The sequence below is a fragment of the Lentzea atacamensis genome, assembly GCF_003269295.1.
Taxonomy (GTDB): Bacteria; Actinomycetota; Actinomycetes; order Mycobacteriales; family Pseudonocardiaceae; genus Lentzea; species Lentzea atacamensis.
Genome location: NZ_QLTT01000001.1, coordinates 388774 through 409378, shown reverse-complemented (window position 1 = coordinate 409378; position 20605 = coordinate 388774). Strand labels below are relative to the sequence as shown.

Sequence of the window (20605 nt, the reverse complement as noted above, 5' to 3'; positions counted from 1 at the left end):
TTCCTCCCCGCCCCCAGGAGGTTCATCGTGAAAGACACCCGGATCGACCGCCGGCTCTTCCTCCGAGGTCTAGGCGCTGTCGCCGCGACGTCCGCGCTGGCCGCGTGCGGCAGCGGCACGAGCCGCTCGTCCGGCAGCGGTGGCACGAGCAGCAAGACGCTCGTGGTCCGCAACAGCGGTGGCGCCTACGGCGACGCCAACATGAAGGCTGTTCTCGAGCCCTTCATGAAGGAGACCGGTATCGAGATCAAGGTCATCAACCCGAACTACGCGCAGATGCTGGCCCAGATCAAGCAGGGCCGGCCGCAGTTCGACCTGATCGACAACTCGATGATCGACTTCGTGAAGTTCGCCAAGGAGGACGCGACCCAGCAGATCGACTACGACCGCCTCAAGACCGCCAAGAACGCGGACATCGCCAAGAACCTGCTCACGCCGACCGCGGTCGGCAAGAACTACTGGGGCAGCGTGATGGCGTACCGCACGGACGCCTTCGGCGGGAAGAAGCCGAGTTCCTGGGCCGACTTCTGGGACACCAGGGCGCTGCCGGGCAACCGCAGCCTCCAGCACCTCGACGCGGACATCCCCGAGCTCGAGTTCGCCCTGCTGGCCGACGGTGTACCGCTGGACAAGCTGTACCCGCTCGACCTCGACCGCGCCTTCCGCAAGCTCGACGAGATCAAGGGCTCGGTCAAGAAGTACTGGGACACCGGCGCGTTGCCCGGCGTGCTGCTCGGCCGCCGCGAGGTCGACGTGTCGACCGTCTGGCACGGCCGCCTCAACGACCTGATCAAGCAGGGCCAGCCGCTGGCCTACGTGTTCCAGGGCGCCCGCAGGCAGAGCAACGGCTGGGCCATCCCCAAGGGCGCGGCCAACCTCGACGCCGCGTACCAGCTGATCGACTACTCGCTGCGTCCGGAGGTGCAGGCCCGCTTCGCCGAGATCTACCCGATGGCGCCGGTGGTGCCCGCCGCCTACAAGGACATGAAGGACGAGGTCTCGGCCACCCTGCTGGGCTCGCCGAAGAACCTGGACACCGGGTTCGACGCCGACGTCGAGTGGTGGGTCGCCAACGACGACGCCGTGACCAAGCGCTGGCAGGAGTGGGCCCGTGTCTGAGCTTCACGTGATGTCGGAGAGGAAGTCGCCGCTGGTCCTGGCACCGGACGGGATCGGCATCGGCAAATCGCTTTCGGTGACCAAGGTGCGCAAGACGTACGGCACCATGACCGCGGTCGACGAGGTCTCGATGGAGATCGGCGCCGGGGAGTTCGTGACCTTCCTCGGCTCGTCCGGCTCCGGCAAGACCACGACCCTGATGATGATCGCCGGCTTCGTCGAACCCGACTCCGGGTCGATCGTCGTCGGCGGCAGGGACGTCACCCGCCTCGCGCCGCAGAAACGCGGCCTGGGCTTCGTCTTCCAGCAGTACCTGCTCTTCCCGCACATGACCGTGAGCGAGAACGTCGCCTTCCCGCTGGAGCTGCGCGGCCTGTCCAAACAGGACATCCGCAACCGCGTGGGAGAGACGCTGGAGATGGCGGGACTGTCCCGCTTCGCCCGGCGCCGGCCGCGCGAGCTCTCCGGCGGCCAGCAGCAGCGCGTCGCACTGTGTCGCGCACTGGTCTACCGCCCGCCGGTGATCCTGATGGACGAGCCGCTGGGCGCGCTCGACAAGAAGCTGCGCGACCAGCTGCAGACGGAGATCAAGCGCATTCAGCGCGAGCTGGGGCTGACGGTCATCTACGTGACGCACGACCAGGAGGAGGCCCTCGTGCTCTCCGACCGGATCGCCGTCATGCGCGACGGCCGCATCGACCAGTTCGACACCCCGCAGGAGCTGTTCGAGCGCCCGCGCACGCCGTTCGTCGCCGACTTCCTCGGAGCCGCGAACTTCCTCCCCGGCACCGTCGAGAGTGACGGTGCGGTTCGCCTCGACACCGGAGGCGTCGTGCGCACCCGGCGGCATGATCATGCCGCCGGTGCAAGGGTGCAGGCCGCCGTGCAGCCCGGCAGGCTCGCCGTGTGCGCGCCGGAGGACGGGTTCTGCACCGGCATCGTCGAGACCGTCACGTACGTCGGCACGCTGGTGCGCGTCACGATCCGCCCGGATGGTGCCGGCAGCACCATCCGGCTGGAGATCCCGGCCGGCCGGGCGCCCCTGATGGGCGACCGGGTGGGCCTGACCGCCGACCCGGACGACGTCAGCGTGTTCGACGCCGCCGGAACGGGAGGCTGAGCCGTGGCCGTCCTCGCCCCGCCACCGGAGCCGGTGGTCGCGGCCGCCACCACCACCGGCGGATGGCGCCGCCGGCTGTCCGGCCGCCGCACCCGCTTCGGGCTGCTCAACGCCACGCCGGTCGTCGTGTACCTGCTGATCCTGTTCGTGTACCCCATCTTCAGCACCCTCCTGCTCAGCCTGAAGGGCGAGGACGGCGGGTTCACGCTGCACTGGTACACCGACGCGCTCACCGGGACCAGCCTGGACATCCTGCTCATCACGTTGCGGATCTCCGCGGAGACGTCGGTGATCAGCCTGGTCATCGGGTTCCTGCTGGCCTACTGGATCACCCGGCTGCGGCCGATCTGGGCCGGTCTGGTGATGCTGGTGGTCGTCGTGCCGCACTTCATCAGCGCCCTGGTCCGCACCTACGGCTGGATCATCCTGCTCGGTGACCACGGCCTGGTGAACGAGACGCTGATGGCGCTGCACGTGCCCGGTGCCCCGTTCCAGTTGCTGTACAACGAGCTCGGCGTCGTCATCGGCACCACCTCGGTGATGCTGCCCTACACAGTGCTGCTGCTGTACGCGGTCATGCGCGGCGTGGACCGCGGGCTGATCGCGGCCGCGGCGAGCATGGGGGCCGGACGGCTCGTCACCTTCTTCCGCGTCTACCTGCCGCTCGTCGCCCCCGGTCTGGTCAACGCCGGGATCCTGAGCTTCATCCTGTGCCTGGGCTACTACCTGACCCCGGCGCTGATGGGTGGTCCCAAGCAGACGATGGTCGCCTCGCTCATCGACGAGCAGGTGATGAAGAACAACCAGTGGAACGGCGCCTCCGCTCTCGGCGTGATCCTGCTGCTCCTCACCTTCGCCGGATTGTTGTTGCTGCGCCTGGTGAAGAGCGTGAGCGAGGCCGCGAAGAACCGGGGTGCGGCATGATCGGGTTGCGTGACAGCGTGGCGGGACGCGTCGTTCTCGCCGTCATCTCACTGCTGGTGCTCGTGTTCCTCGGAATGCCGATCGTGCTGATCCTCGTGACGTCGTTCGGCAGTGACGCACTGGGTTCCTTCCCGCCCGAGTCGTGGACGATGAACTGGTACCAGCAGCTGTTCGCCGACGGCAGCAGGTGGCCGGCCGCACTCGCGCTGAGCGCCACGGTCGCCGCGCTGACCACGGTGTTCTCGGTGGCGCTCGGGATGATGGCCGCGATCGCCCTGGTGCGCAGCGACCTTCCGATGCGGTCCGCGGTCTACGGCCTGGTGCTCGCGCCGCTGGTGATCCCGCAGGTGGTCGTCGCGCTGGGGTTGTTCCTGCTCTTCGAACCGGCGGCGATGCTCGGCAGCCCGATCGCGATCGCGCTTGGCCACACCGTGCTCGCCACGCCGATCGCGGTGATGATCCTGATGGCGACGCTGAAGGGTATCGACGAGCGGCTGGAGGACGCCGCCGCCAGCATGGGAGCCGGCCGGCTCACCATCGCGCGGCGGATCACCTTCCCGCTGGCCGCTCCCGGCGTGATCGCCGCGGCGATCTTCTCCTTCATCACCAGCTTCGACGAGTTCTTCATCTCCCAGTTCCTGTCCTCCGTGGACACGATCACTCTCCCCGTGCAGGTGTTCAACGTCCTGCAGTTCGACGTGGATCCGACGGTCACCGCGGTGGCCGCGCTGCTCATCGCCGTCGCACTGGTGGCGCTGGGGCTCGTCAGCCTTCTGCGCAGGTTCGGCACGGGCAAGCAGGGCGGCCTGCTGCCGGTGGACGTCCCTGCGGGAGGTGACACGAAATGACCACCGACCTGCACGCGGCCGCGGCCAAGCACCTGCTGCTCAACATGACCTCGAACGGCTCGCTCGGCGACGATCTCTTCGTCGTGCGCAGCGGGGAGGGCCCGTACGTCCGCGACGACGACGGCACGCGTTACATCGACGGGCTCTCCGGCCTGTACTGCTGCCAGCTCGGGTACTCCTACGCCGACGAGATCGCGGAGGCGGCGGGCAAACAGCTCCGCGAGCTCTGCTACAGCCCGCTGTGGTCCGCCTCCGCCCACCCGGCGGCGATCGAGCTCGCCGAGCGGCTGGCCGGGCTCGCGCCCGCGGGCATCGAGCACACGTTCTTCTCCAGCGGTGGCGCCGAAGCCGTGGAGACTGCGTGGAAGATCGCGCGCCGCTACCACGCGCTGCGCGGCGAGCCGGGCCGCACCAAGGTCATCGCCAGGAACAGCGCGTACCACGGCCTGACCGTCGGCGCCCTGTCGTTCACCGACGACCCCGGGCTCACCGAGCCGTACGGGCCACCCGCGATCGACACCCGGTTCGTGGCCAACACCAACCGTCTCGGCCTGGCGCCCGAGCTGGCGGACGACGCCGTGTTCACCGCGCACCTGCTCGGTGAGATCGAGGAAGCCGTGCTGGCCGAAGGGCCGGAGACCATCGCGATGCTCATCGCGGAGCCCGTGCAGAACCGCGGCGGCTGCATCACGCCGCCGAAGGGCTACTGGCCGGGCCTGCGGGCGCTGGCCGACCGGTACGGCTTCCTGCTCGTCGCGGACGAGGTGATCACCGGCTTCGGGCGGCTCGGCGAGTGGTTCGGCGGCAGTCGCTTCGGCGCCCGGCCCGACCTCGTCACGGTCGCCAAGGGCATCACCGCCGGCTACGCCCCGATGGGCGCCACGCTGGCCGGGCAACGGGTCGCCGAGGTGATCAACCGGCCGGGAGCCGTGCTCAACCACGGCTACACCTTCGGCGGGCACCCGCTCAGCGCCGCGATCTCGTTGCGAACCATCGAGATCATGGAACGCGACCAGGTCCTGCAGAACGTCCGCGCTCTGGAAGGCGGACTGGCGAACGGCATGGCGGCGCTCGCCGGGCTGCCGATCGTCGCCGACGTCCGCGGCGCCGGGTTCTTCTACGCCGTCCAGCTGGCCGGCGATCTTCCCGACGGTGGTTTCTCGGACGCGGCACGCCAGGCGCTCGTCGTCGACCTGACCCCGCGTCGCCTGCGCGAAGCCGGGCTGCTGGCCAGGGTCTACAACCGCGCCGCGCCGCTGCTGCAGATCGCGCCACCGCTGATCAGCGACCGGCCGCTGCTGGACCGCATCGCCGAGATCATCGCCGACACGCTCGACGAGGCCTCGCGCGCACTGGCCCGATGACGTCTCCACGCCACACCACGAGAGGAACGCACATGTACTCCATCGGTCCGTTGACCGTCGCCCCCGGCGAGCGCGCCCAGGGCCTCATCCCGGTCGGCACCAGCAGCTACGGCGTGGACCTCGGCATTCCGCTGATCGTCGTCAACGGCGTCCAGGACGGTCCGGTCCTGTGTGTCGACGCCGGCGTGCACGGCGACGAGTACGACGGCCAGGAGGCGATCCGCCGCGTGCTGGCCGAGATCGACCCGGCGACGCTGCGGGGCACCGTCGTCGGCATCCCATGCATGAACACCCCGGCGTTCGAGGCGGCCGCCCGCGCGAGCGGCATCGACCACCTGAACCTCAACCGCATCTTCCCCGGCGACGCGGAGGGCTCGTACTCGCAGCGTCTCGCCGCCACCTTCGTCGAGCGGGTCGTCCCCGCCGTCGACGCCGTGGTCGACCTGCACACCGGTGGTGCCTACGGCGAGATCGCCCCGCTGGTCATCCTCCAGGGCGGCTACGAGGACCTGGCGACGGACATCGCGCTCGCCGCCGGGCACGAGCTGGTCTGGAAGGGCGGCAAGTGGGGCGGCACGGTCCGCCACCCCGTTCTCGCGGCCGGCAAGCCCGCCATCACCATCGAGTGCGGTGGCGCCACGTACCGCGAGGCCAACGTCGAGCGGCACATGTACTCGATCCGCAACATCCTGCGCAGCCTCGGGATGATCGACGGCGAGGTGGAGCTGCGGGACACCTACACGGCCGTCACGGGCACGTTCGCCCGCTCCAGCAACGGCGGCTTCTTCGTCAGCTACGCCGAACCGGGCGAGAACTGCAAGGAAGGCGACCTGATCGGTCAGATCGTGGACCACTACGGCAACACGCTCGAAGAGGTCCGCGCCGACTGGGACGGCATCGTGCTGTGGGTGCGCCGCATCCGCACCGTGCGCTCCGGCGACGAGGTCGTGATCTTCGGCGCGGTGGAAGGCGAGATCAAGCCGTGAAGGAAACCGAGCTGCTGATCGACGGCAAGCGGGTGCCGGCTGCCGACGGCCGCACCTTCACCGTCGTGGACCCGGCACTGGGCGATCCGATCGCCGAGGTCTCGCTGGGAGGCAAGGCGGATGTGGACGCCGCGGTCGCCGCCGCTCGCGCCGCGTTCACCGCTCCCGAGTGGGCGGGGATGCGCGCCGCGGACCGCGGACGGCTGCTGTACCGGATCGCCGAGGCCATCAGGGCCGACGGCGAACGACTGGCCCGGCTGGAGAGCCTGGACGTGGGCAAGCCGCTGCGGCAGGCCAGGGCCGACGTCGAAGCGGCCGCGCGGTACTTCGAGTTCTACGCGGGCACCGCGGACAAGCTCGGCGGCTCCACCATCCCGCTGGGACCGGGCCTGATCGACTACACCGTGCGCGAGCCGATCGGCGTGTCCGGGCAGATCATCCCGTTCAACTACCCGCTGCAGAACACCGCGCGGGGGAGTGCGCCGGCGCTGGCCGCGGGCTGCACGGTGGTGCTCAAACCGTCACCGGAAGCGCCGCTGACGCCGGTGGAGATCGGCCGGATCGCGCTGGAGTGCGGTCTGCCGCCGGGTGTCCTGAACGTCGTGCCGGGCGACGGTGAGACCGGTGCGGCGCTGGCCGGGCATCCCGGCATCGACCAGGTGACGTTCACCGGGTCGGTCGCCACCGGGATCAAGGTCGCCCAGGCGGCCGCGGCCAACGTGGTGCCCTCCATCGTGGAGCTGGGCGGCAAGTCGCCGGTCGTCGTCTTCGCCGACGCGGACTTCGACCTGGCGCTCGGTGCCATCGCGGCCTCGGCGTTCGGAAACGCGGGCCAGACCTGCTCGGCGGGGACACGGCTGCTGCTGCAGCGCGGTGCCGAGGAGTTCCTGGACCGGCTGGCGGCCCACGCGAACGCGCTGCGCGTGGGCCCCGGTCTCACCGACTCGGACGTCGGGCCGCTCGTCTCGGCACGCCAGCGCGACCGCGTGCAGGGGTTCCTGGACCTGGCCCGCGAGGAGGGCGCGGACGTCCGTGCCGGCGGCGGTGCACCCGAGGACCTGACGCTGCGCCGTGGCTACTACATCGCGCCAACTGTCCTTTCCGGACTGACCAACCAGAACAGGGTCGCCCGCGAGGAGATCTTCGGGCCCGTCGTGACCGTCATCGAGTTCGACGACGTCGACGAGGCCCTGGAGATCGCCAACGACAGCCCGTACGGCCTGTCGTCGTACGTGTGGACCCGTGACATCGACAAGGCCCTGCGGATGGCGCACGGCATCCGCGCCGGCCAGGTCCACGTCAACGCCACCGGCGTCGGCACAGGAGTCGAACTGCCCTTCGGCGGCTACAAGCACAGCGGCTGGGGCCGCGAGAAGGGCCTGGAGGCGCTGGCGAGCTACACGCAGACCAAGAACGTCTGCATCGGGTTCGGGAACGGCACATGAGATACCGCACGCTGGGTGAACGCGGTCCCACCGTCTCAGTGGTGGGGGTGGGCTGCAACAACTTCGGCTCCCGCCTCGACGAGGAGGGGACCGCGGCGGTCGTCCACACCGCACTGGACGCGGGCATCACGTTGTTCGACACCGCGGACATGTACGGCGGCGAGGGCGGGCGCGGCTCCAGCGAACGGCTGCTCGGCGCCGCGCTCAAAGGCCGCCGCGACGAGGTCGTCCTCGCGACCAAGTTCGGCATGCCCATGAGCGCGGTCGCCGACAGCTACGGGCCGCGCGGCTCCCGCCGGTACGTCAGGCACGCGGTCGAGGCGTCGCTCAACCGGCTCGGCACCGACTGGATCGACCTGTACCAGTACCACGAACCCGACGGTGTGACCCCGATCGAGGAAACCGTTGCGGCGCTTCAGGAACTGGTAGCGGAAGGAAAGGTCCGCCACATCGGTTGCTCGAACACGCCGGCCGACCAGCTCACCGCGGCCTTCGTCAGCACGCAGGCCCGCTACCACCTGCTCGACCGCGGCGTGGAAACCGAGCTCACGCCCACGTGCCTGAGCCTGGGCATCGGAGTCCTGCCTTACTACCCGCTGGCGAACGGACTGCTCAGCGGCAAGTACCGCAGGGGAGAGGAACCGCCACCCGGCAGCCGTCTGTCCTGGCGGCAGGGCTGGCTCACCGACGCGGCCCTCGACCGCGTCGAGGCACTCACGGCGTACGGCGCCGAGCGAGGGCTCACCCTCCTCGAGGTCGCCGTGGGCGGGCTGGCCGCGCTGCCCGCCGTCGGCTCCGTCATCTGCGGCGCCATGACCCCGCAGCAGGTCACCGCGAACGCGGCGGCGGCCGGCTGGACTCCCACCGAGGCCGACCTGGCCGCACTCGACGAGATCGTGCCCCCCGGCGACCGGGTGGTCTGAGAAAGGATTGGAATCATGCGTCAGATCGTCACCTTCGACGCCTACGCAACCCTGATCAACTTCGAGCTCGCCCCGACCACCCTGAAGGTGCTGGCCGACCGGCTGGACCTCGACGGACTGGACGTCGACGAGTTCCTGGACGACTTCCGGGTCATGCGCTTCCAGGCTGTTCTGGAGGCCTACCGGCCCTACCACGAGATCCTGCACTCCAGCCTGCGCAACGCCATGCGCCTGCACGGCCTGGAGTACCGCGAGTCCGACGGCGACGCGCTCGTCGAGGCCGTCCCGACCTTCGGGCCGTGGCCCGAGGTGCCCGACGCGTTGCGGGCGCTGAAGAAGAAGTACGAGATCGCGATCATCTCCAACACCGACGACAACCTCATCGCGCGCAACGTCGAGAACATCGGCGTCGAGTTCGACTACGTGATCACCGCGCAGCAGGCCAAGGCGTACAAGCCGGACCGGCAGACGTTCGAGTACGCCTTCCAGACCATGGACGCCGACCCGAGCCAGGTGATCCACGTCGCGCAGGGCTGGGAGTACGACCACATCCCCACCAGGGACCTCGGTCTGAAGCGTCGTGTGTGGATCAACCGCTACGGCCGTCGCGGCAGCAGCGACTACCAGCCCTACGACGAGCTGCCCGACCTCTCCGGGCTGCCCGCCCTGCTCGGCTGCTGACCACAGGAGGAGCCGTCGCCATGAAACAGATCCCCTACTGGCTCGACACCGCCCCGCAACGGCCCGACCGCTCGGGCAAGCCACTTCCCGAGAGCGCGGACGTGGTGGTGATCGGCGGCGGTCTCACCGGCCTGTCGACCGCCTACCACGCGGCACGCAAGGGCGCGTCCGTGGTGCTGGTCGAGAAGGACCAGATCGGTTCCGGTGCATCGGGCCGCAACGGCAGCATGTGCACGCAGGGCATCACGATCCCGCCCGGCGAGGCACGCAAGCGGTACGGCGACGAGCGTGCCGTCGAGCTGTACAACGCGTTCCGTGAGGCCGTGGACCTCGTGGAGGAGCTGACGCTCAAGGAGCAGATCGACTGCGACTTCACCCGCTCCGGGCGTCTGGGCCTGGCCTGCAAGGCCAGTCACGTCAAGGGCCTGCAGGCCAAGCAGCGCGAGCTGGCCGAGAACTTCGGTCACGAGACGGTCGTGCTGAGCAGGAGCGACCTGCGGGCCGAGATCGGCTCGGACTACTACCACGGCGCTCTGCTCGACCCGCTCAGCGCGGGCCTGCACGTGGGCAAGTTCGTCGGCGGCCTGGCGGACGCCGCCGAGAGGGCGGGCGCCCAGATCCACGAGCGCAACGCCGCCACCGGCCTCACCCGACTGCCCGGCGGCGGCTTCGTGGTGGAGACGATGCACGGCACCATCCGTGCCAAGCAGGTCATGGCGGCGACGGACGCGTACAGCGACAAGTCGATGCCGTGGTTCCGGAAGCGGCTGATCAACGTCGGCAGCTTCATCATCGTCACCGAGCCGCTGGGGGAGGCGCGCGCCAAGGAGCTCATCCCGAACGGCCGCCTGCTGGTCGCCCACAAGAACGTCGGCCACTACGTCCGCCTCACCCCGGACAACCGTCTCGCCTTCGGCGGCCGGGCCCGCTTCGCCCCCTCCAACCCGGCTTCCGACATCAAGAGCGGCGACATCCTCAAGCGGGAGATGACGGAGATCTTCCCGCAGCTCGCGGGGACGCGGATCGACTACGTGTGGGGAGGCATGGTCGGCTTCTCCTGGGACCGCATCCCGCACGCGGGTGAGGTCGACGGCCTGTACTACTCCATGGGTTACTGCGGCCACGGCGTCCAGATGGCCACGTACATGGGGCGGGCGATGGCCGAGGTGATGGACGGCAGGCCGGAGGCGAACCCGTTGCGCGGCCTCGGCTTCCCGAAGGTGCCCGTGCCGTTCTACAACGGCACCGCGTGGTTCCTGCCGTTCGGCGGCGCCTACTACAAGGCCAAGGACCGCTGGAGCTGACGTTGCCGGCCTTCCGCGACAGCCCTCCCGTCGCGGAAGGCCTTCCACTCCTTCCCGAGAGAGCAGCACAGCCATGACCGCCGCAGACTCCCGAAGAGAGCACGACCTGCTCGGCGACCGCGACGTGCCCGCCGATGCCTACTGGGGCGTGCACACCCTGCGCGCCACGGAGAACTTCCCGATCACCGGCATGCCGATCTCGGTCTACCCGCACCTCGTCGAAGCCCTCGCCGCGGTCAAGGAGGCGGCCGCGCTCGCCAACGAGGAGCTGGGGCTGCTGGACCCGGCGAAGGCCGCCGCGATCACCGAGGCCTGCCGGGAGATCCGGGCGGGCAAGCTGCTCGACCAGTTCGTCGTGGACGTCGTCCAGGGCGGTGCCGGCACCTCGACCAACATGAACGCCAACGAGGTCGTGGCGAACCGCGCGCTGGAGCTGCTCGGCCACGAGAAGGGCGAGTACTCCCACCTGCACCCCAACGAGGACGTGAACCTCGGCCAGTCCACGAACGACGTCTACCCGACGGCCGTGCGGATCGCCACGATCTTCGCCGTGCGCGGCCTGCTGGACGCCATGGCCGTGCTGCAGGACGCGTTCGCCCGCAAGGCGGTCGAGTTCCGCGACGTGCTGAAGATGGGCCGCACGCAGCTGCAGGACGCCGTGCCGATGACGCTCGGGCAGGAGTTCTCCACCTACGCCGTGATGCTCGACGAGGATCGCCTTCGGCTGGCAGAGGCGGTCTCGTTGATCCACGAGATCAACCTGGGCGCCACCGCGATCGGCACCGGTCTCAACGCGGCACCCGGCTACGCAGAGGCCGCCCGCCGCCACCTCACCGCGATCACCGGGCTGCCCCTCGTGACCGCGGCGAACCTGGTCGAGGCGACGCAGGACTGCGGAGCGTTCGTGCAGATGTCCGGCGTGTTGAAGCGAATCGCCGTCAAGCTCTCGAAGACCTGCAACGACCTGCGCCTGTTGTCGTCCGGCCCGCGCGCGGGCTTCGGCGAGATCAACCTGCCGCCCGTGCAGGCGGGTTCGTCGATCATGCCGGGCAAGGTCAACCCGGTGATCCCCGAGGTGGTCAACCAGGTCGCCTTCGAGGTGATCGGCAACGACGTCACCATCACCATGGCGGCCGAGGCGGGTCAGTTGCAGCTCAACGCCTTCGAGCCGATCATCCTGCACTCGTTGTCGGAGTCGATCACGCACCTGAGCGCGGCCTGCGTGACGCTGGCCGAGCGCTGCGTCGCCGGCATCACCGCCAACACCGAGGTGCTGCGGGCGGCCGTCGAGAACTCCATCGGACTGGTCACCGCGCTCAACCCGTACATCGGGTACACGGCGGCCACCGCCATCGCGAAGGAAGCGCTCGCCACCGGCAGGGGAGTGGCGGAACTGGTGCTGGAGAAGGGTTTGCTGCCTGCGCAGACGCTGACGGACCTGCTGCGGCCGGAGGTGGTGGCAGGCACGGCCGCCTGGGCGGTCTCCGTCGCCGCAGCGGCGGAGACCACCCACGGTCAACCTAGAGCCGCTGCAGCAGGAAACGCTGGTTGAGGCAGCTGCCCGCCGTCCACTTCGAGACGCGGGCACCGTCGGCGGTCGACTGCTCCCACACGTCCACGGCTAGACCGCTCTGCCGGTTCACCAGGCTGACCACGCCGAGACCCTGGTCGACCACCTGCCACTGCTGGCTGGTTGAGTTGGTGTCGGCCTGCTGCGTGATGTCCGCGCCGGTGCTGTTGCTCGCGACCTGCAACACGAGACCGTTGTGCCGCGCGCGGATCCGGTAGTAGCCGCCACCGGAGTCGATGAAGTCGAACACCTGGTTCAACCCGCCCGTCGCGGTCCACTGGATCGCGACGGCACCGGCTGCGGTGGAGGCGGCGTTGATGTCGACCATCTTGTTGCTGTGCTGGGCGACGAGGCGGTAGTCCGCACCGGGCCGGTGCCGCCGCCCGCGGTGCCGACCGGTTTGCGGGACAACGCCGGCGCCTGGCCGAGGTCGGGCAACGGCTTCAACCGGTACGTGTAGCTGTAGTCCCGGATGGGGGAGCTGCGAGTGCCACACCAGCGTGTGGCCGCGGACGGACATGCCGAGGCTGCGCGCCTGGCTCACGATCTGGTCGGCCGCGCCGTAGCTGACTGGTTGCGGCTGGGCTCGACCGCGTCCCACTTCATCTCGTTCTCCGGCGTGACGGAGTTGAACTCCGCGGCCCACGTGTTGACGTACGCGGCTCGCCGAGATGGCGCTGGAGACTGCGGCCCCGATGTACCGGCCGCTCTGTGCCGCCGCGGCTCCGAGGGTGCTCGCCGCCGCTGTGGCGCGCCGGGGGTGAGTGTTGTTGTCAGTGTTGCCGCCGCGAGTCCGGCGACGGTCAGCGCGGCGAGCGCCGGTCTGCTCCGCCGTCTCAGGGATGGACTCATGAACATCACAACCTTCATTTCGTGAAAGCGGGTTCATCCGAGTTCTCCGGCGTTGAGGCACGCCGGCCGCGCGCCCGTGTGCCGGCGGCGGTGCGGCAGCCAGGGCGGTCCTCAGTGGACAGTCAGGATCTTCGCGCTCGCGGGCGCGGTGTGGTGGCCGGCGGCGCCGGGGTGGATCCGGGCGTGCTCACGGCGTCACGCACGGGCGTTCGGTGGCGGACATGAGTCCCTCCCTCGATGCGTCATTGCATCGGGCTTAGTGCGATACATCACACTGAACACCGGGAAGGTTGTAGCACGCATCCAGAAGAGCGGTCCAGGTCAGCCGAAGACGCGGCGCTGGATCTCCCTGCGGTAGTCCTCGAGCGTCCTGTCGACGTGCACGGCGGCGGCAGCGGCGGCCGCGTCCTCGTCGCCGTCGCGGATGGCCCGGTAGATCGCGGCGTGCTCCTGCACCGCCTCCGCGGCGTGGTCGCCGACGGCGCCGTGCAGGCCGATGATGTTGGACTGGCGCTGCAGGCGACGGGCTTCGCGCACCGCCGCGACCAGGAACTGGTTGTGCGAGGCGGCCGCGATGGCCAGGTGGAAGTCGTCGTCGCCGCGGTCGAACAGCGCCGCCTGCCTCGTGACGTGCCCCTGCTTGCACAGTTCCGCGGCGACCTCGATCGCACGCAGCTCGGCGGGGGTCGCGCGGGTCGCGGCGTGCCTGGCCGCCGCGGTCTCCTGGACCCGGCGGAACTCGAAGAGCATGTAGACGTGGTCGAGGTCGGTGGGCATGAAGAAGCCGCCCCACCTCGAAGAACCGAGCATGCCCTCGTCGTCGGCGACGTAGAGCCCGCGCCCCTTGTGCGCGCGCACCCTGCCGAGCGCGGAGAGGATCTTCACCGCCTCGCGGACGACGGTCCGGCTGGTCCCCATCCGTCCGGCCAGCTCGTTCTCGGTCGGCATGCGGTCGCCCGGCCGCAGTTCGAGCTCGGCGATGAGCTGCAGGATCCGTTCGGCGACGAGCTCGTAGCCCGGCCGGTAGGAGGCGGGCGGCGCGTACGCGGCTTCTGCATCCACCGATACGGCTCCTTCATGAGTATGACTTTTTGGTTCGTCGAACCAGAATACATGCGCGTCGAACGAGCCAGGACAGGCCATCGAACATGGAATCGAACCTGACCAGCGCGGTGATCAGCCTCGTGGACGAAGCCCCGGATAAGCATGCTCATCTGCTTGACGCCCGCTTCGTCAGGCTGCTCTCATGAACCCGCCGGGCACGGCCCGCATCCGACCGATCGCAATGAGCGACACACTGTAGTGGAGCAGCCGATGAGTCGTCGATGGAAAGCGCTTACCGCGCTACTGGCCCCGGTGTTGCTACTCGGGCTGCTGACCGCCGTGCAGAGCCCGGCCCAGGCCTCCACCGCGCAGTTCAGGGGCGTGAACTGGGCCGACCAGCGGGACAACTTCGTCAACGGAGTGCTGTACCCGTCAGGTCTCACCGCTTCGGACACCTACTCCTCGGCCGCCGCCGTCGCCGACCGCGTGGTGGGCCAGCTGTACTCGATCACCGGCGCCAACACGGTGCGGATCCCGATCAACGAGCCGACCGTGGCGAACTACTGGGGCACCTACACCGGCGCCATCGACACGGCTCTGACCAAGGGCAACGTGATCTTCGCGTACTGGGCGCACACCGGCGGCCGTCCGCCGAACATGACCGCGTTCAACCAGATGTGGGACAAGGTCGTGGCCAAGTACGGCGGCAACCCGAACGCCTACTTCGAGGTCATCAACGAGCCGCACGGCTACAGCACCACCGACCTCAACAACATGTACTACGGCTGGCTGAACAGGTACTCGAGCCTCCCGCGCGGCAGGGTGATCCTGGACGGCGCCGGCCTCGCCCAGAACGTGCCCGCCGTCGGCAACGACAGCAGGCTCAACGGCACCCTGCTCGCGGTGCACGACTACTCGTTCTTCGCCGGCTACGAGAGCGAAACCCAGTGGGCCGACCACATCGCGAGCTACATCGGCAACCACGCCGCCCGCACCATCGCCACCGAGTGGGGCGGCGCGATGTCCCCCGGCACCAAGAACAACGTGTACTTCGACGCCATCGACTACAACATCCCCAGCGGGTCGTACATGTCCGACTACGTCCGGGGCGTCAGCGCGAAACTGCGCAGCCTCGGCATGGGCAGCGTGTACTGGCCGGGCCTGCGCGACGGCGACTGGTACAGCCTGACCAGCAGAAGCGGCCAGACCCTGTCGCTGACCAACCCGTCGGGACTGCAACGGCTGCGCTACGCCTGGGGCCTGGGCGACGGCGGCAGCACCGAGGTCGAGATCCGCAACATCGGCACCGGCTGGTACGTCGACGGCCTGGGCAGGACCAGCGCTTCCACGGCCGGCCAAGGCGCCGGCGGTACCAGCACGAGCCAGCGGTGGATCGTCGAGAACACCGGCTCGTACGTGCGGTTCCGCAACGTGGTCAGCGGGCTGTACCTCGACGGGCTGGGGAGTTCGTCCAACGGCGCGGATGCGGGGCAGCGTGCCGGCAGTTCGGCCACCAGCCAGCAGTGGACCGTGGTCACCGGGAAGAGCCGGGGCAACGATGTGCGCATCAGGAACCGGGCCACCGGGCTCTATCTGGACGGGATGGGGAGGGCTTCGGGGACGCCGAACCTCGGGCAGTGGGGGGACAGCAACAGCCTGAACCAGCAGTGGCGGATCGTCGCGGCGGGTTGATGGGGCTGGGCTCGGCGGAGTGGATCGGCCGGGCTGCTGCGGGCTGACAGCGCCGGCCGGGCTGACGGGGCTGAGCGGGCTGACAGTGCTGACCGGACCGACAGCGCCGGCCGAGCTGACCCGTTACCTCTGCCTGCCCGCGGCAGTACGTTCATCCGTCCGCCCGGTCAACCCGGCCAGGCCCCTTAGCCCGGTCAACCCGTCGGCCCCGCCGGCCGGGGCTGACCGGGCTGCCGCGATCCCGCCAACGGCGCCAGACCCGATCCAAAACCAGCGGCCTCACCCGCCGCGGGTCGCCGCTCTCTCCGCCACCCCACCCCGCGCATCCGCCACCTGACACAATCCCGGGCGTGCTGCTGGAGGCGAGGCTCCTCGCGACGGTCAACCGTCTCGCCGGTCCGGTCCGCGGTGCCGGTGTCCTCCTGATCAGCGTGTTCGGCGCGTTGTCGGTGAACTCGCCGTTGGGCTGGGCGTTGTTCGCGTTCGTCGTCCTCACCTCGATCGCGGACTTCCGCGTGCCGCGGGTTGCGCTGCCGGTGGCGTTTCTGCGCGTGGTGGTGCTGTCCGTGGCACTGGGGGATCAGCAGTGGACCCTCACCGTGCTCACCACGACGCTGATCACCTGGCAGTGGCAATGGCCGCCGCGGGTCACCGTGCCCGCCACCGCCTTGCTGCTCGCGGTGCAGGTGGCGGTGGCCGGGCCAGGCGTCCTGGTTCGGGCGGTGCTGGAGTCGGTGCTCGCGCGGGTCGCCTACGAGCTGCTGCGGCGGTCCAGCCGGCGGGTCGACGCGTTGCGCGAGCGGGCGGTGGAGCAGCAGCGGGCGGCGGCGGTGGCGCTGGAACGCGGTAGGCGGGAGCGGGAGTTTCTGGCGTTGTTGCACGACACCGCTGCGGCTACGTTCCTGATGGCCGCGCACGGGGGTGATGCGTCGGCCGTTGCGGTGCAGGCCCGGCGTGACCTCTCGGCGCTGGCCGAGCGGGACAACGCCCAGGGTGCGGTGGACCTCGGGACCGCGCTCACGGCGGTGGCCCGGGGCAGTGCTGTCACGGTGTCCGTGGAGCCGGCGCCGGTGCCCGCTGCCGTCGCGCTGGCGTTCGTGCGGGCCGTGGGGGAGCTGCTCAAGAACGTTGAGCGGCACGCGGGTGCAGCCACCGTGGAACTGGAAGTGAGCAGAACCGACGATGGCGTGCTCGTCGTCGTGGCGGACGATGGCCGCGGGTTCGTGCCCGGCGACGTGCCGGAGCATCGGCGGGGGTTGCGCGGGTCGGTCGTGGAACGGCTGCGGGCGGCGGGTGGCGAGGCCAGGATCGACTCGGTGCCGGGCCGAGGTACCAGCGTGCGACTGGTCTGGCCCGCCGATGACTGACCACGCCGTTTTCGCCACCACGCGGCGTGTTCTGCTGGTCGTGGTGGTCGTCATCCAGCTCGGGCTGACGCTGCCCGTGCTCGTGACGCACTCCCGTGAGGCGTCGTGGGTGGCGTTCGTGCTGCTGAGCTCCGTGCTGGTGGCCGGGTTCGTCGCGGAGTTGCCCGCCGTCATCGCGCTGCCCGGTACAGCTCTGGTGCTCGTGGCGTCCATCCTCGCGACGACGGCCCTGCCGCACGCGGCGTCGTTCGGTCCCGCCGACTGGGCGTTCGGCCTGGTCGGCTGGTACGTGCTGCTTCTGCTGATCGAGCGGCCGAAGGTGGCGATGGCCGCACTCGCCGCACACATCGCGTTTTCCGTCGCGTGGTTCCTGCACGACGGCAACGGCGACCTCGGTACAGCCGGCGTCGTGATCCTCAGCGGCACGAGCCTGCAGATCGGGGTTCTGGTGATGACGCGAGTGCTGGTGCGCGATGCCCGCCTCGCCGCGGAAGCCGCCGCCGAGCACGACGCCGCCCGTACGCGGGAAGAGCTTGCCAGGCAACGGGAACAGGACCTCCGCACCGGGTTCGCCGGTCAGCTGGGCGCGGTGCTGCCGCTGCTCGCCGATCTCGCCGACGAGGTGGTGAGCGCGGCCGACGAACCCACCAGGCTGCGCTGCTCGGTCGCGGCGGTGCAGCTGCGCAGGTTGTTCGCGGAGAACGACGAGGTGCCGGACCCGTTGCTGCACGAGCTGACCGCGTGCGTGGACGTGGCCGAGCGGCGCGGAGTCGTGGTGTCGCTCGCGGTGAGCGGCACGGCGACACCGGTGCCGACGGAGGTGCGCCGGGAACTGGTGGCACCGATGGCCCAGGCGCTCGCCGCCGCTGACGGACGTGCGAAGGTGAGCCTACTGCGCACCGCCGACGAGGTGCGGGTGGCGGTGGTCGCGGATGCGCCGGGAGTGTTGCCGGACGGCGGCTCGCCGGCGTTGGTCACCGTGGAGACAAGCGTCCACAGCGGACTGGTGAGGAGCGAGGCGAGATGGCGGACGACGTGACGGCGGTCGTGGTCGACGATCATCCCGTCGTGCGCGCGGGCGTGGCGCACTGGCTGTCCACCGCGCAGCCGCCGATCGCGCTCGTGGCGAGCGGCGAGGACCCCGAGGTGGCCTGGACCGCGCCCGCCGAGTCGGTGGTCGTGCTCGACCTGCACCTCGGCGGTGCCGCACCGGCGATGCCCGCGCTGCGCAGGCTCGTGGAAGCCGGCCGCAAGGTCGTCGTCTATTCGATGCGCGCGGACGACGACACCGCGTTGCAATGCCTGGAGATCGGCGCGCTCAGCTACCTGACGAAGTCCGAAGGTGCGGATCACCTCGTGCAGGCGGTGCGTGCGGCGGCGGCAGGCCAGTCCTACACGCCACCCGCGCTCGCGGGCGCGCTGGCGGGCGACAGGTCCGAGACCCGGCCCGCGCTGTCACCGCGCGAGACCGAGGTCCTGGTCGAGTGGTTCCAGTCGGAGTCCAAGGAGTTCGTGGCCCAGCGCCTGAACATCACGCTCAGCACGGTGAACTCGCATCTGGAACGGATCAGGGTCAAGTACGCGGCGATCGGCAGGCAGGCACCCACCAAGGCGGCGCTGGTGGCCAGGGCGATCCAGGACGGGCTGATCGGGCTCGACGACCTCTGACCCGTGTGGTGTGAACGACCGATACCGCCGCCACCAGCCGCGACCTAGCCTCCTCGGCGACCCCAGGTTCCGCCCAGAGGAGTTCCGCAGTGACGCACGCCCGTGGCCCCCTGATCATCGCCGCCGCCGCAGGACTGCTCCTGTCGGCGTGCGGCTCCGCGACCACCGGCGCACCGGCTCCCGTGGAGACGACCAGCGCGACCCCGACGACCAGCGCGAGCCCTACGTCCGCCGCCGCACCGGTCTCCGCCCCCGGTGACGTCACCGCGCCCGGCACCAAGCTCAAGGTCGGCGCTCGCGCGGTGATCCCGTACGCCTCGTCGGACAAGAACGGCACCGTGGCGGTCACGCTCACCGCCATCGAACAGGGCGCGAAGGAGGATCTCGCGAAGTTCGGTGACAAGGCGAAGCACATCACGCCGTTCTACCTGCGGGTGCGAGTCGAGAACCTGAGCGGCACCGACCTCAGGTACGTCTCGGTGTCGCTGCGCGGCCTCGGTGTGGACGGCAAGGGCACCGGCGTGATCATCAGCGGTGAGACGCCGAAGTGCGAGTCCACCAGCGCGCCGAAGACGTTCACGACGGCAGGTGCGACCTACGAGACGTGCGTGCTGAGCGGGGCGCCGGACGGGTCGAAGGTCGCGGCAGCCGAGTACAGCCGCGGTGACGGCTACGACAAGTCGCCGGTGACCTGGGAGAGCTGACACCTGGGTATGCTCAACGCTAGTCAGGTGTAGGCTTCCCGCATGCCCATGCAGATGAGCGGGCCGCTGGCCGCGCTGGACAAGTGGCAGCCGGACCGGTGTTCCATGGCCATGGCGCTGGACGTCGTCGGCACCAAGTCGGCGATGCTCCTGCTGCGGGAGGCGTTCTACGGGACAACGCGGTTCGACGGTTTCGTGCGCCGCGTCGGCATCACCGAGGCGGTGGCGGCCAAGCGGCTCAAGGAACTGGTGGAGCACGGCCTGCTGGAGAAGCGGCCCTACCGGGAGCCCGGATCGCGGACCCGGTACGAGTACGTCCTCACCGAGATGGGCAACGCGTTGCTGCCGGTGGTCGTAGCCCTCATGCAGTGGGGCGACACCTACCTGCGTGACGACGGCGGGCCGCTGCGGGTCGTGGCGGCGGAGACCGGAGAGCCCGTCAGCGTGCGGGTCGCCCCGTCCGGCGCCGAGTCGCTCGGGCCGGAGGGGCTGGCCGTCCGGATCAGCCGGAAGGGATGATCAAGCACGTCGTCACGGCGTGGGCGATCACCCTGCCCGAGCTGTCGGTGATGCGGGCCTGCGCGGTGGCGGTGCGGCGGCCGATCGTGATCACCGTTCCCTCGCAGGTGAGCACGCCACTGTCCACTGTGGCCACTCGGGTGAACTTGATCGTCAGGTCCAGTGACGTGTAGCCGGTGCCGGCCGGCAGTTTCGTGTGGACGGCGCAGCCGAGCGCGGTGTCGGCGAGCGTCGACAGGATGCCGCCGTGCACCGATCCGATCACGTTGTAGTGCCACTCGGCGGGCTCGAGCTCGAAACGTGCCCACCCGTCACCGACCTCCACGGGAACGATGCCGGTGGTCTGACCGGCCGGAGGGGGTGGCAGGTCGCCGGTGCCGATCCGTTTGAGGAACTCGATCCCGTCCATCTCGGTGGCGGCCTGCGCGAGGATCCGCGGGTCGCTCCAGTCGTAGCTGCGCTGCCGCGGGGGCAT

The 20605-nt window shown here is 69.8% G+C and carries 20 protein-coding genes and 1 pseudogene; 17 read left to right on the top strand and 4 right to left on the bottom strand.

The features are described 5' to 3' along the window. The first annotated feature begins 27 nt into the window (after window positions 1–27). From C8D87_RS02175 to aspA, 11 genes are all read left to right on the top strand, one after another. Window positions 28–1119: an ABC transporter substrate-binding protein gene (locus tag C8D87_RS02175; protein ID WP_112225339.1), complete on the top strand. Its 1092-nt coding sequence runs from the start codon at window positions 28–30 to the stop codon at window positions 1117–1119. After that, window positions 1112–2239, top strand: coding sequence for an ABC transporter ATP-binding protein (locus C8D87_RS02170; protein WP_215732135.1), 1128 nt, complete (start codon window positions 1112–1114; stop codon window positions 2237–2239). The genes C8D87_RS02175 and C8D87_RS02170 overlap by 8 nt, the downstream gene beginning before the upstream one ends. 3 nt (window positions 2240–2242) lie before the next feature. Further along, window positions 2243–3163 (top strand): ABC transporter permease, encoded by a 921-nt coding sequence (locus C8D87_RS02165; RefSeq protein WP_109636764.1) that lies wholly within the window; start codon window positions 2243–2245, stop codon window positions 3161–3163. After that, window positions 3160–4011 (top strand): ABC transporter permease, encoded by an 852-nt coding sequence (locus C8D87_RS02160; protein ID WP_112225338.1) that lies wholly within the window; start codon window positions 3160–3162, stop codon window positions 4009–4011. The genes C8D87_RS02165 and C8D87_RS02160 overlap by 4 nt, the downstream gene beginning before the upstream one ends. Further along, on the top strand, window positions 4008–5375 hold the full coding sequence (locus tag C8D87_RS02155; protein ID WP_112225337.1) for an aminotransferase class III-fold pyridoxal phosphate-dependent enzyme: 1368 nt from the start codon (window positions 4008–4010) through the stop codon (window positions 5373–5375). The genes C8D87_RS02160 and C8D87_RS02155 overlap by 4 nt, the downstream gene beginning before the upstream one ends. Window positions 5376–5407: 32 nt before the next feature. Further along, window positions 5408–6361, top strand: coding sequence for a succinylglutamate desuccinylase/aspartoacylase family protein (locus tag C8D87_RS02150; protein ID WP_109636767.1), 954 nt, complete (start codon window positions 5408–5410; stop codon window positions 6359–6361). Then, on the top strand, window positions 6358–7806 hold the full coding sequence (locus tag C8D87_RS02145; RefSeq protein ID WP_112225336.1) for an aldehyde dehydrogenase family protein: 1449 nt from the start codon (window positions 6358–6360) through the stop codon (window positions 7804–7806). The genes C8D87_RS02150 and C8D87_RS02145 overlap by 4 nt, the downstream gene beginning before the upstream one ends. Next, window positions 7803–8729, top strand: coding sequence for an aldo/keto reductase (locus tag C8D87_RS02140; protein WP_112225335.1), 927 nt, complete (start codon window positions 7803–7805; stop codon window positions 8727–8729). The genes C8D87_RS02145 and C8D87_RS02140 overlap by 4 nt, the downstream gene beginning before the upstream one ends. 15 nt (window positions 8730–8744) lie before the next feature. Next, window positions 8745–9410: a haloacid dehalogenase type II gene (locus C8D87_RS02135; RefSeq protein ID WP_112225334.1), complete on the top strand. Its 666-nt coding sequence runs from the start codon at window positions 8745–8747 to the stop codon at window positions 9408–9410. 20 nt (window positions 9411–9430) lie between these two features. Beyond that, window positions 9431–10714 (top strand): NAD(P)/FAD-dependent oxidoreductase, encoded by a 1284-nt coding sequence (locus tag C8D87_RS02130; protein WP_112225333.1) that lies wholly within the window; start codon window positions 9431–9433, stop codon window positions 10712–10714. Window positions 10715–10787: 73 nt separating this feature from the next. Then, window positions 10788–12266, top strand: a complete 1479-nt coding sequence (aspA, locus tag C8D87_RS02125) for an aspartate ammonia-lyase (RefSeq protein ID WP_211337341.1) — start codon at window positions 10788–10790, stop codon at window positions 12264–12266. Here the strand turns inward: aspA and C8D87_RS46710 are convergent. The 3 genes and pseudogenes from C8D87_RS46710 to C8D87_RS02115 form a co-directional block, all read right to left on the bottom strand. Continuing rightward, on the bottom strand, window positions 12235–12957 hold the full coding sequence (locus C8D87_RS46710; RefSeq protein WP_233441989.1) for an RICIN domain-containing protein: 723 nt from the start codon (window positions 12955–12957) through the stop codon (window positions 12235–12237). The two genes, aspA and C8D87_RS46710, sit on opposite strands and share 32 nt — an antisense overlap. Next, window positions 12897–13136: pseudogene (locus tag C8D87_RS47360) on the bottom strand (hypothetical protein); the annotation flags it as partial. The pseudogene C8D87_RS47360 and the gene C8D87_RS46710, both read right to left, overlap by 61 nt. A gap of 321 nt (window positions 13137–13457) precedes the next feature. Continuing rightward, window positions 13458–14198 carry a FadR/GntR family transcriptional regulator gene (locus tag C8D87_RS02115; RefSeq protein ID WP_233441859.1) on the bottom strand — a complete coding sequence of 247 codons (741 nt, stop codon included), beginning with the start codon at window positions 14196–14198 and terminating at the stop codon, window positions 13458–13460. Window positions 14199–14450: 252 nt separating this feature from the next. On the opposite strand from C8D87_RS02115, the gene C8D87_RS02110 reads away from it, so the two are divergent. From C8D87_RS02110 to C8D87_RS02085, 6 genes are all read left to right on the top strand, one after another. After that, window positions 14451–15872: an RICIN domain-containing protein gene (locus C8D87_RS02110; protein ID WP_109637080.1), complete on the top strand. Its 1422-nt coding sequence runs from the start codon at window positions 14451–14453 to the stop codon at window positions 15870–15872. A gap of 350 nt (window positions 15873–16222) precedes the next feature. Then, window positions 16223–17239: a sensor histidine kinase gene (locus tag C8D87_RS02105; RefSeq protein ID WP_233441858.1), complete on the top strand. Its 1017-nt coding sequence runs from the start codon at window positions 16223–16225 to the stop codon at window positions 17237–17239. Beyond that, window positions 17232–18278: a hypothetical protein gene (locus C8D87_RS02100; RefSeq protein WP_109636774.1), complete on the top strand. Its 1047-nt coding sequence runs from the start codon at window positions 17232–17234 to the stop codon at window positions 18276–18278. Before C8D87_RS02105 ends, C8D87_RS02100 begins: the two co-directional genes overlap by 8 nt. Beyond that, complete coding sequence (locus C8D87_RS02095; RefSeq protein WP_109636775.1) at window positions 18263–18907, top strand: response regulator transcription factor; 645 nt, start codon at window positions 18263–18265, stop codon at window positions 18905–18907. Before C8D87_RS02100 ends, C8D87_RS02095 begins: the two co-directional genes overlap by 16 nt. 89 nt (window positions 18908–18996) lie before the next feature. Further along, window positions 18997–19611 (top strand): hypothetical protein, encoded by a 615-nt coding sequence (locus tag C8D87_RS02090; RefSeq protein WP_112225330.1) that lies wholly within the window; start codon window positions 18997–18999, stop codon window positions 19609–19611. Between the two features lie 42 nt (window positions 19612–19653). Continuing rightward, entirely contained in the window at window positions 19654–20130 is a 477-nt protein-coding gene (locus C8D87_RS02085; RefSeq protein ID WP_112225329.1) for a winged helix-turn-helix transcriptional regulator, read from the top strand. Here C8D87_RS02085 and C8D87_RS02080 read toward each other — a convergent pair. Further along, the gene (locus tag C8D87_RS02080) at window positions 20114–20605 is read right to left on the bottom strand and encodes a PaaI family thioesterase (protein WP_109636778.1); all 492 of its coding nucleotides are present in this window, start codon (window positions 20603–20605) and stop codon (window positions 20114–20116) included. The two genes, C8D87_RS02085 and C8D87_RS02080, sit on opposite strands and share 17 nt — an antisense overlap.

Bases quoted from the DNA above. Each gene is read 5' to 3' on its own strand.
- C8D87_RS02095 (WP_109636775.1), top strand. From the start codon at position 18,263: ATGGCGGACGACGTGACGGCGGTCGTGGTCGACGATCATCCCGTCGTG.
- aspA (WP_211337341.1), top strand. From the start codon at position 10,788: ATGACCGCCGCAGACTCCCGAAGAGAGCACGACCTGCTCGGCGACCGC.
- C8D87_RS02085 (WP_112225329.1), top strand. From the start codon at position 19,654: ATGCCCATGCAGATGAGCGGGCCGCTGGCCGCGCTGGACAAGTGGCAG.
- C8D87_RS02130 (WP_112225333.1), top strand. From the start codon at position 9,431: ATGAAACAGATCCCCTACTGGCTCGACACCGCCCCGCAACGGCCCGAC.
- C8D87_RS02080 (WP_109636778.1), bottom strand. From the start codon at position 20,605: ATGCCCCCGCGGCAGCGCAGCTACGACTGGAGCGACCCGCGGATCCTC.
- C8D87_RS02135 (WP_112225334.1), top strand. From the start codon at position 8,745: ATGCGTCAGATCGTCACCTTCGACGCCTACGCAACCCTGATCAACTTC.
- C8D87_RS02110 (WP_109637080.1), top strand. From the start codon at position 14,451: ATGAGTCGTCGATGGAAAGCGCTTACCGCGCTACTGGCCCCGGTGTTG.
- C8D87_RS02140 (WP_112225335.1), top strand. From the start codon at position 7,803: ATGAGATACCGCACGCTGGGTGAACGCGGTCCCACCGTCTCAGTGGTG.
- C8D87_RS02155 (WP_112225337.1), top strand. From the start codon at position 4,008: ATGACCACCGACCTGCACGCGGCCGCGGCCAAGCACCTGCTGCTCAAC.
- C8D87_RS02150 (WP_109636767.1), top strand. From the start codon at position 5,408: ATGTACTCCATCGGTCCGTTGACCGTCGCCCCCGGCGAGCGCGCCCAG.
- C8D87_RS02100 (WP_109636774.1), top strand. From the start codon at position 17,232: ATGACTGACCACGCCGTTTTCGCCACCACGCGGCGTGTTCTGCTGGTC.
- C8D87_RS02160 (WP_112225338.1), top strand. From the start codon at position 3,160: ATGATCGGGTTGCGTGACAGCGTGGCGGGACGCGTCGTTCTCGCCGTC.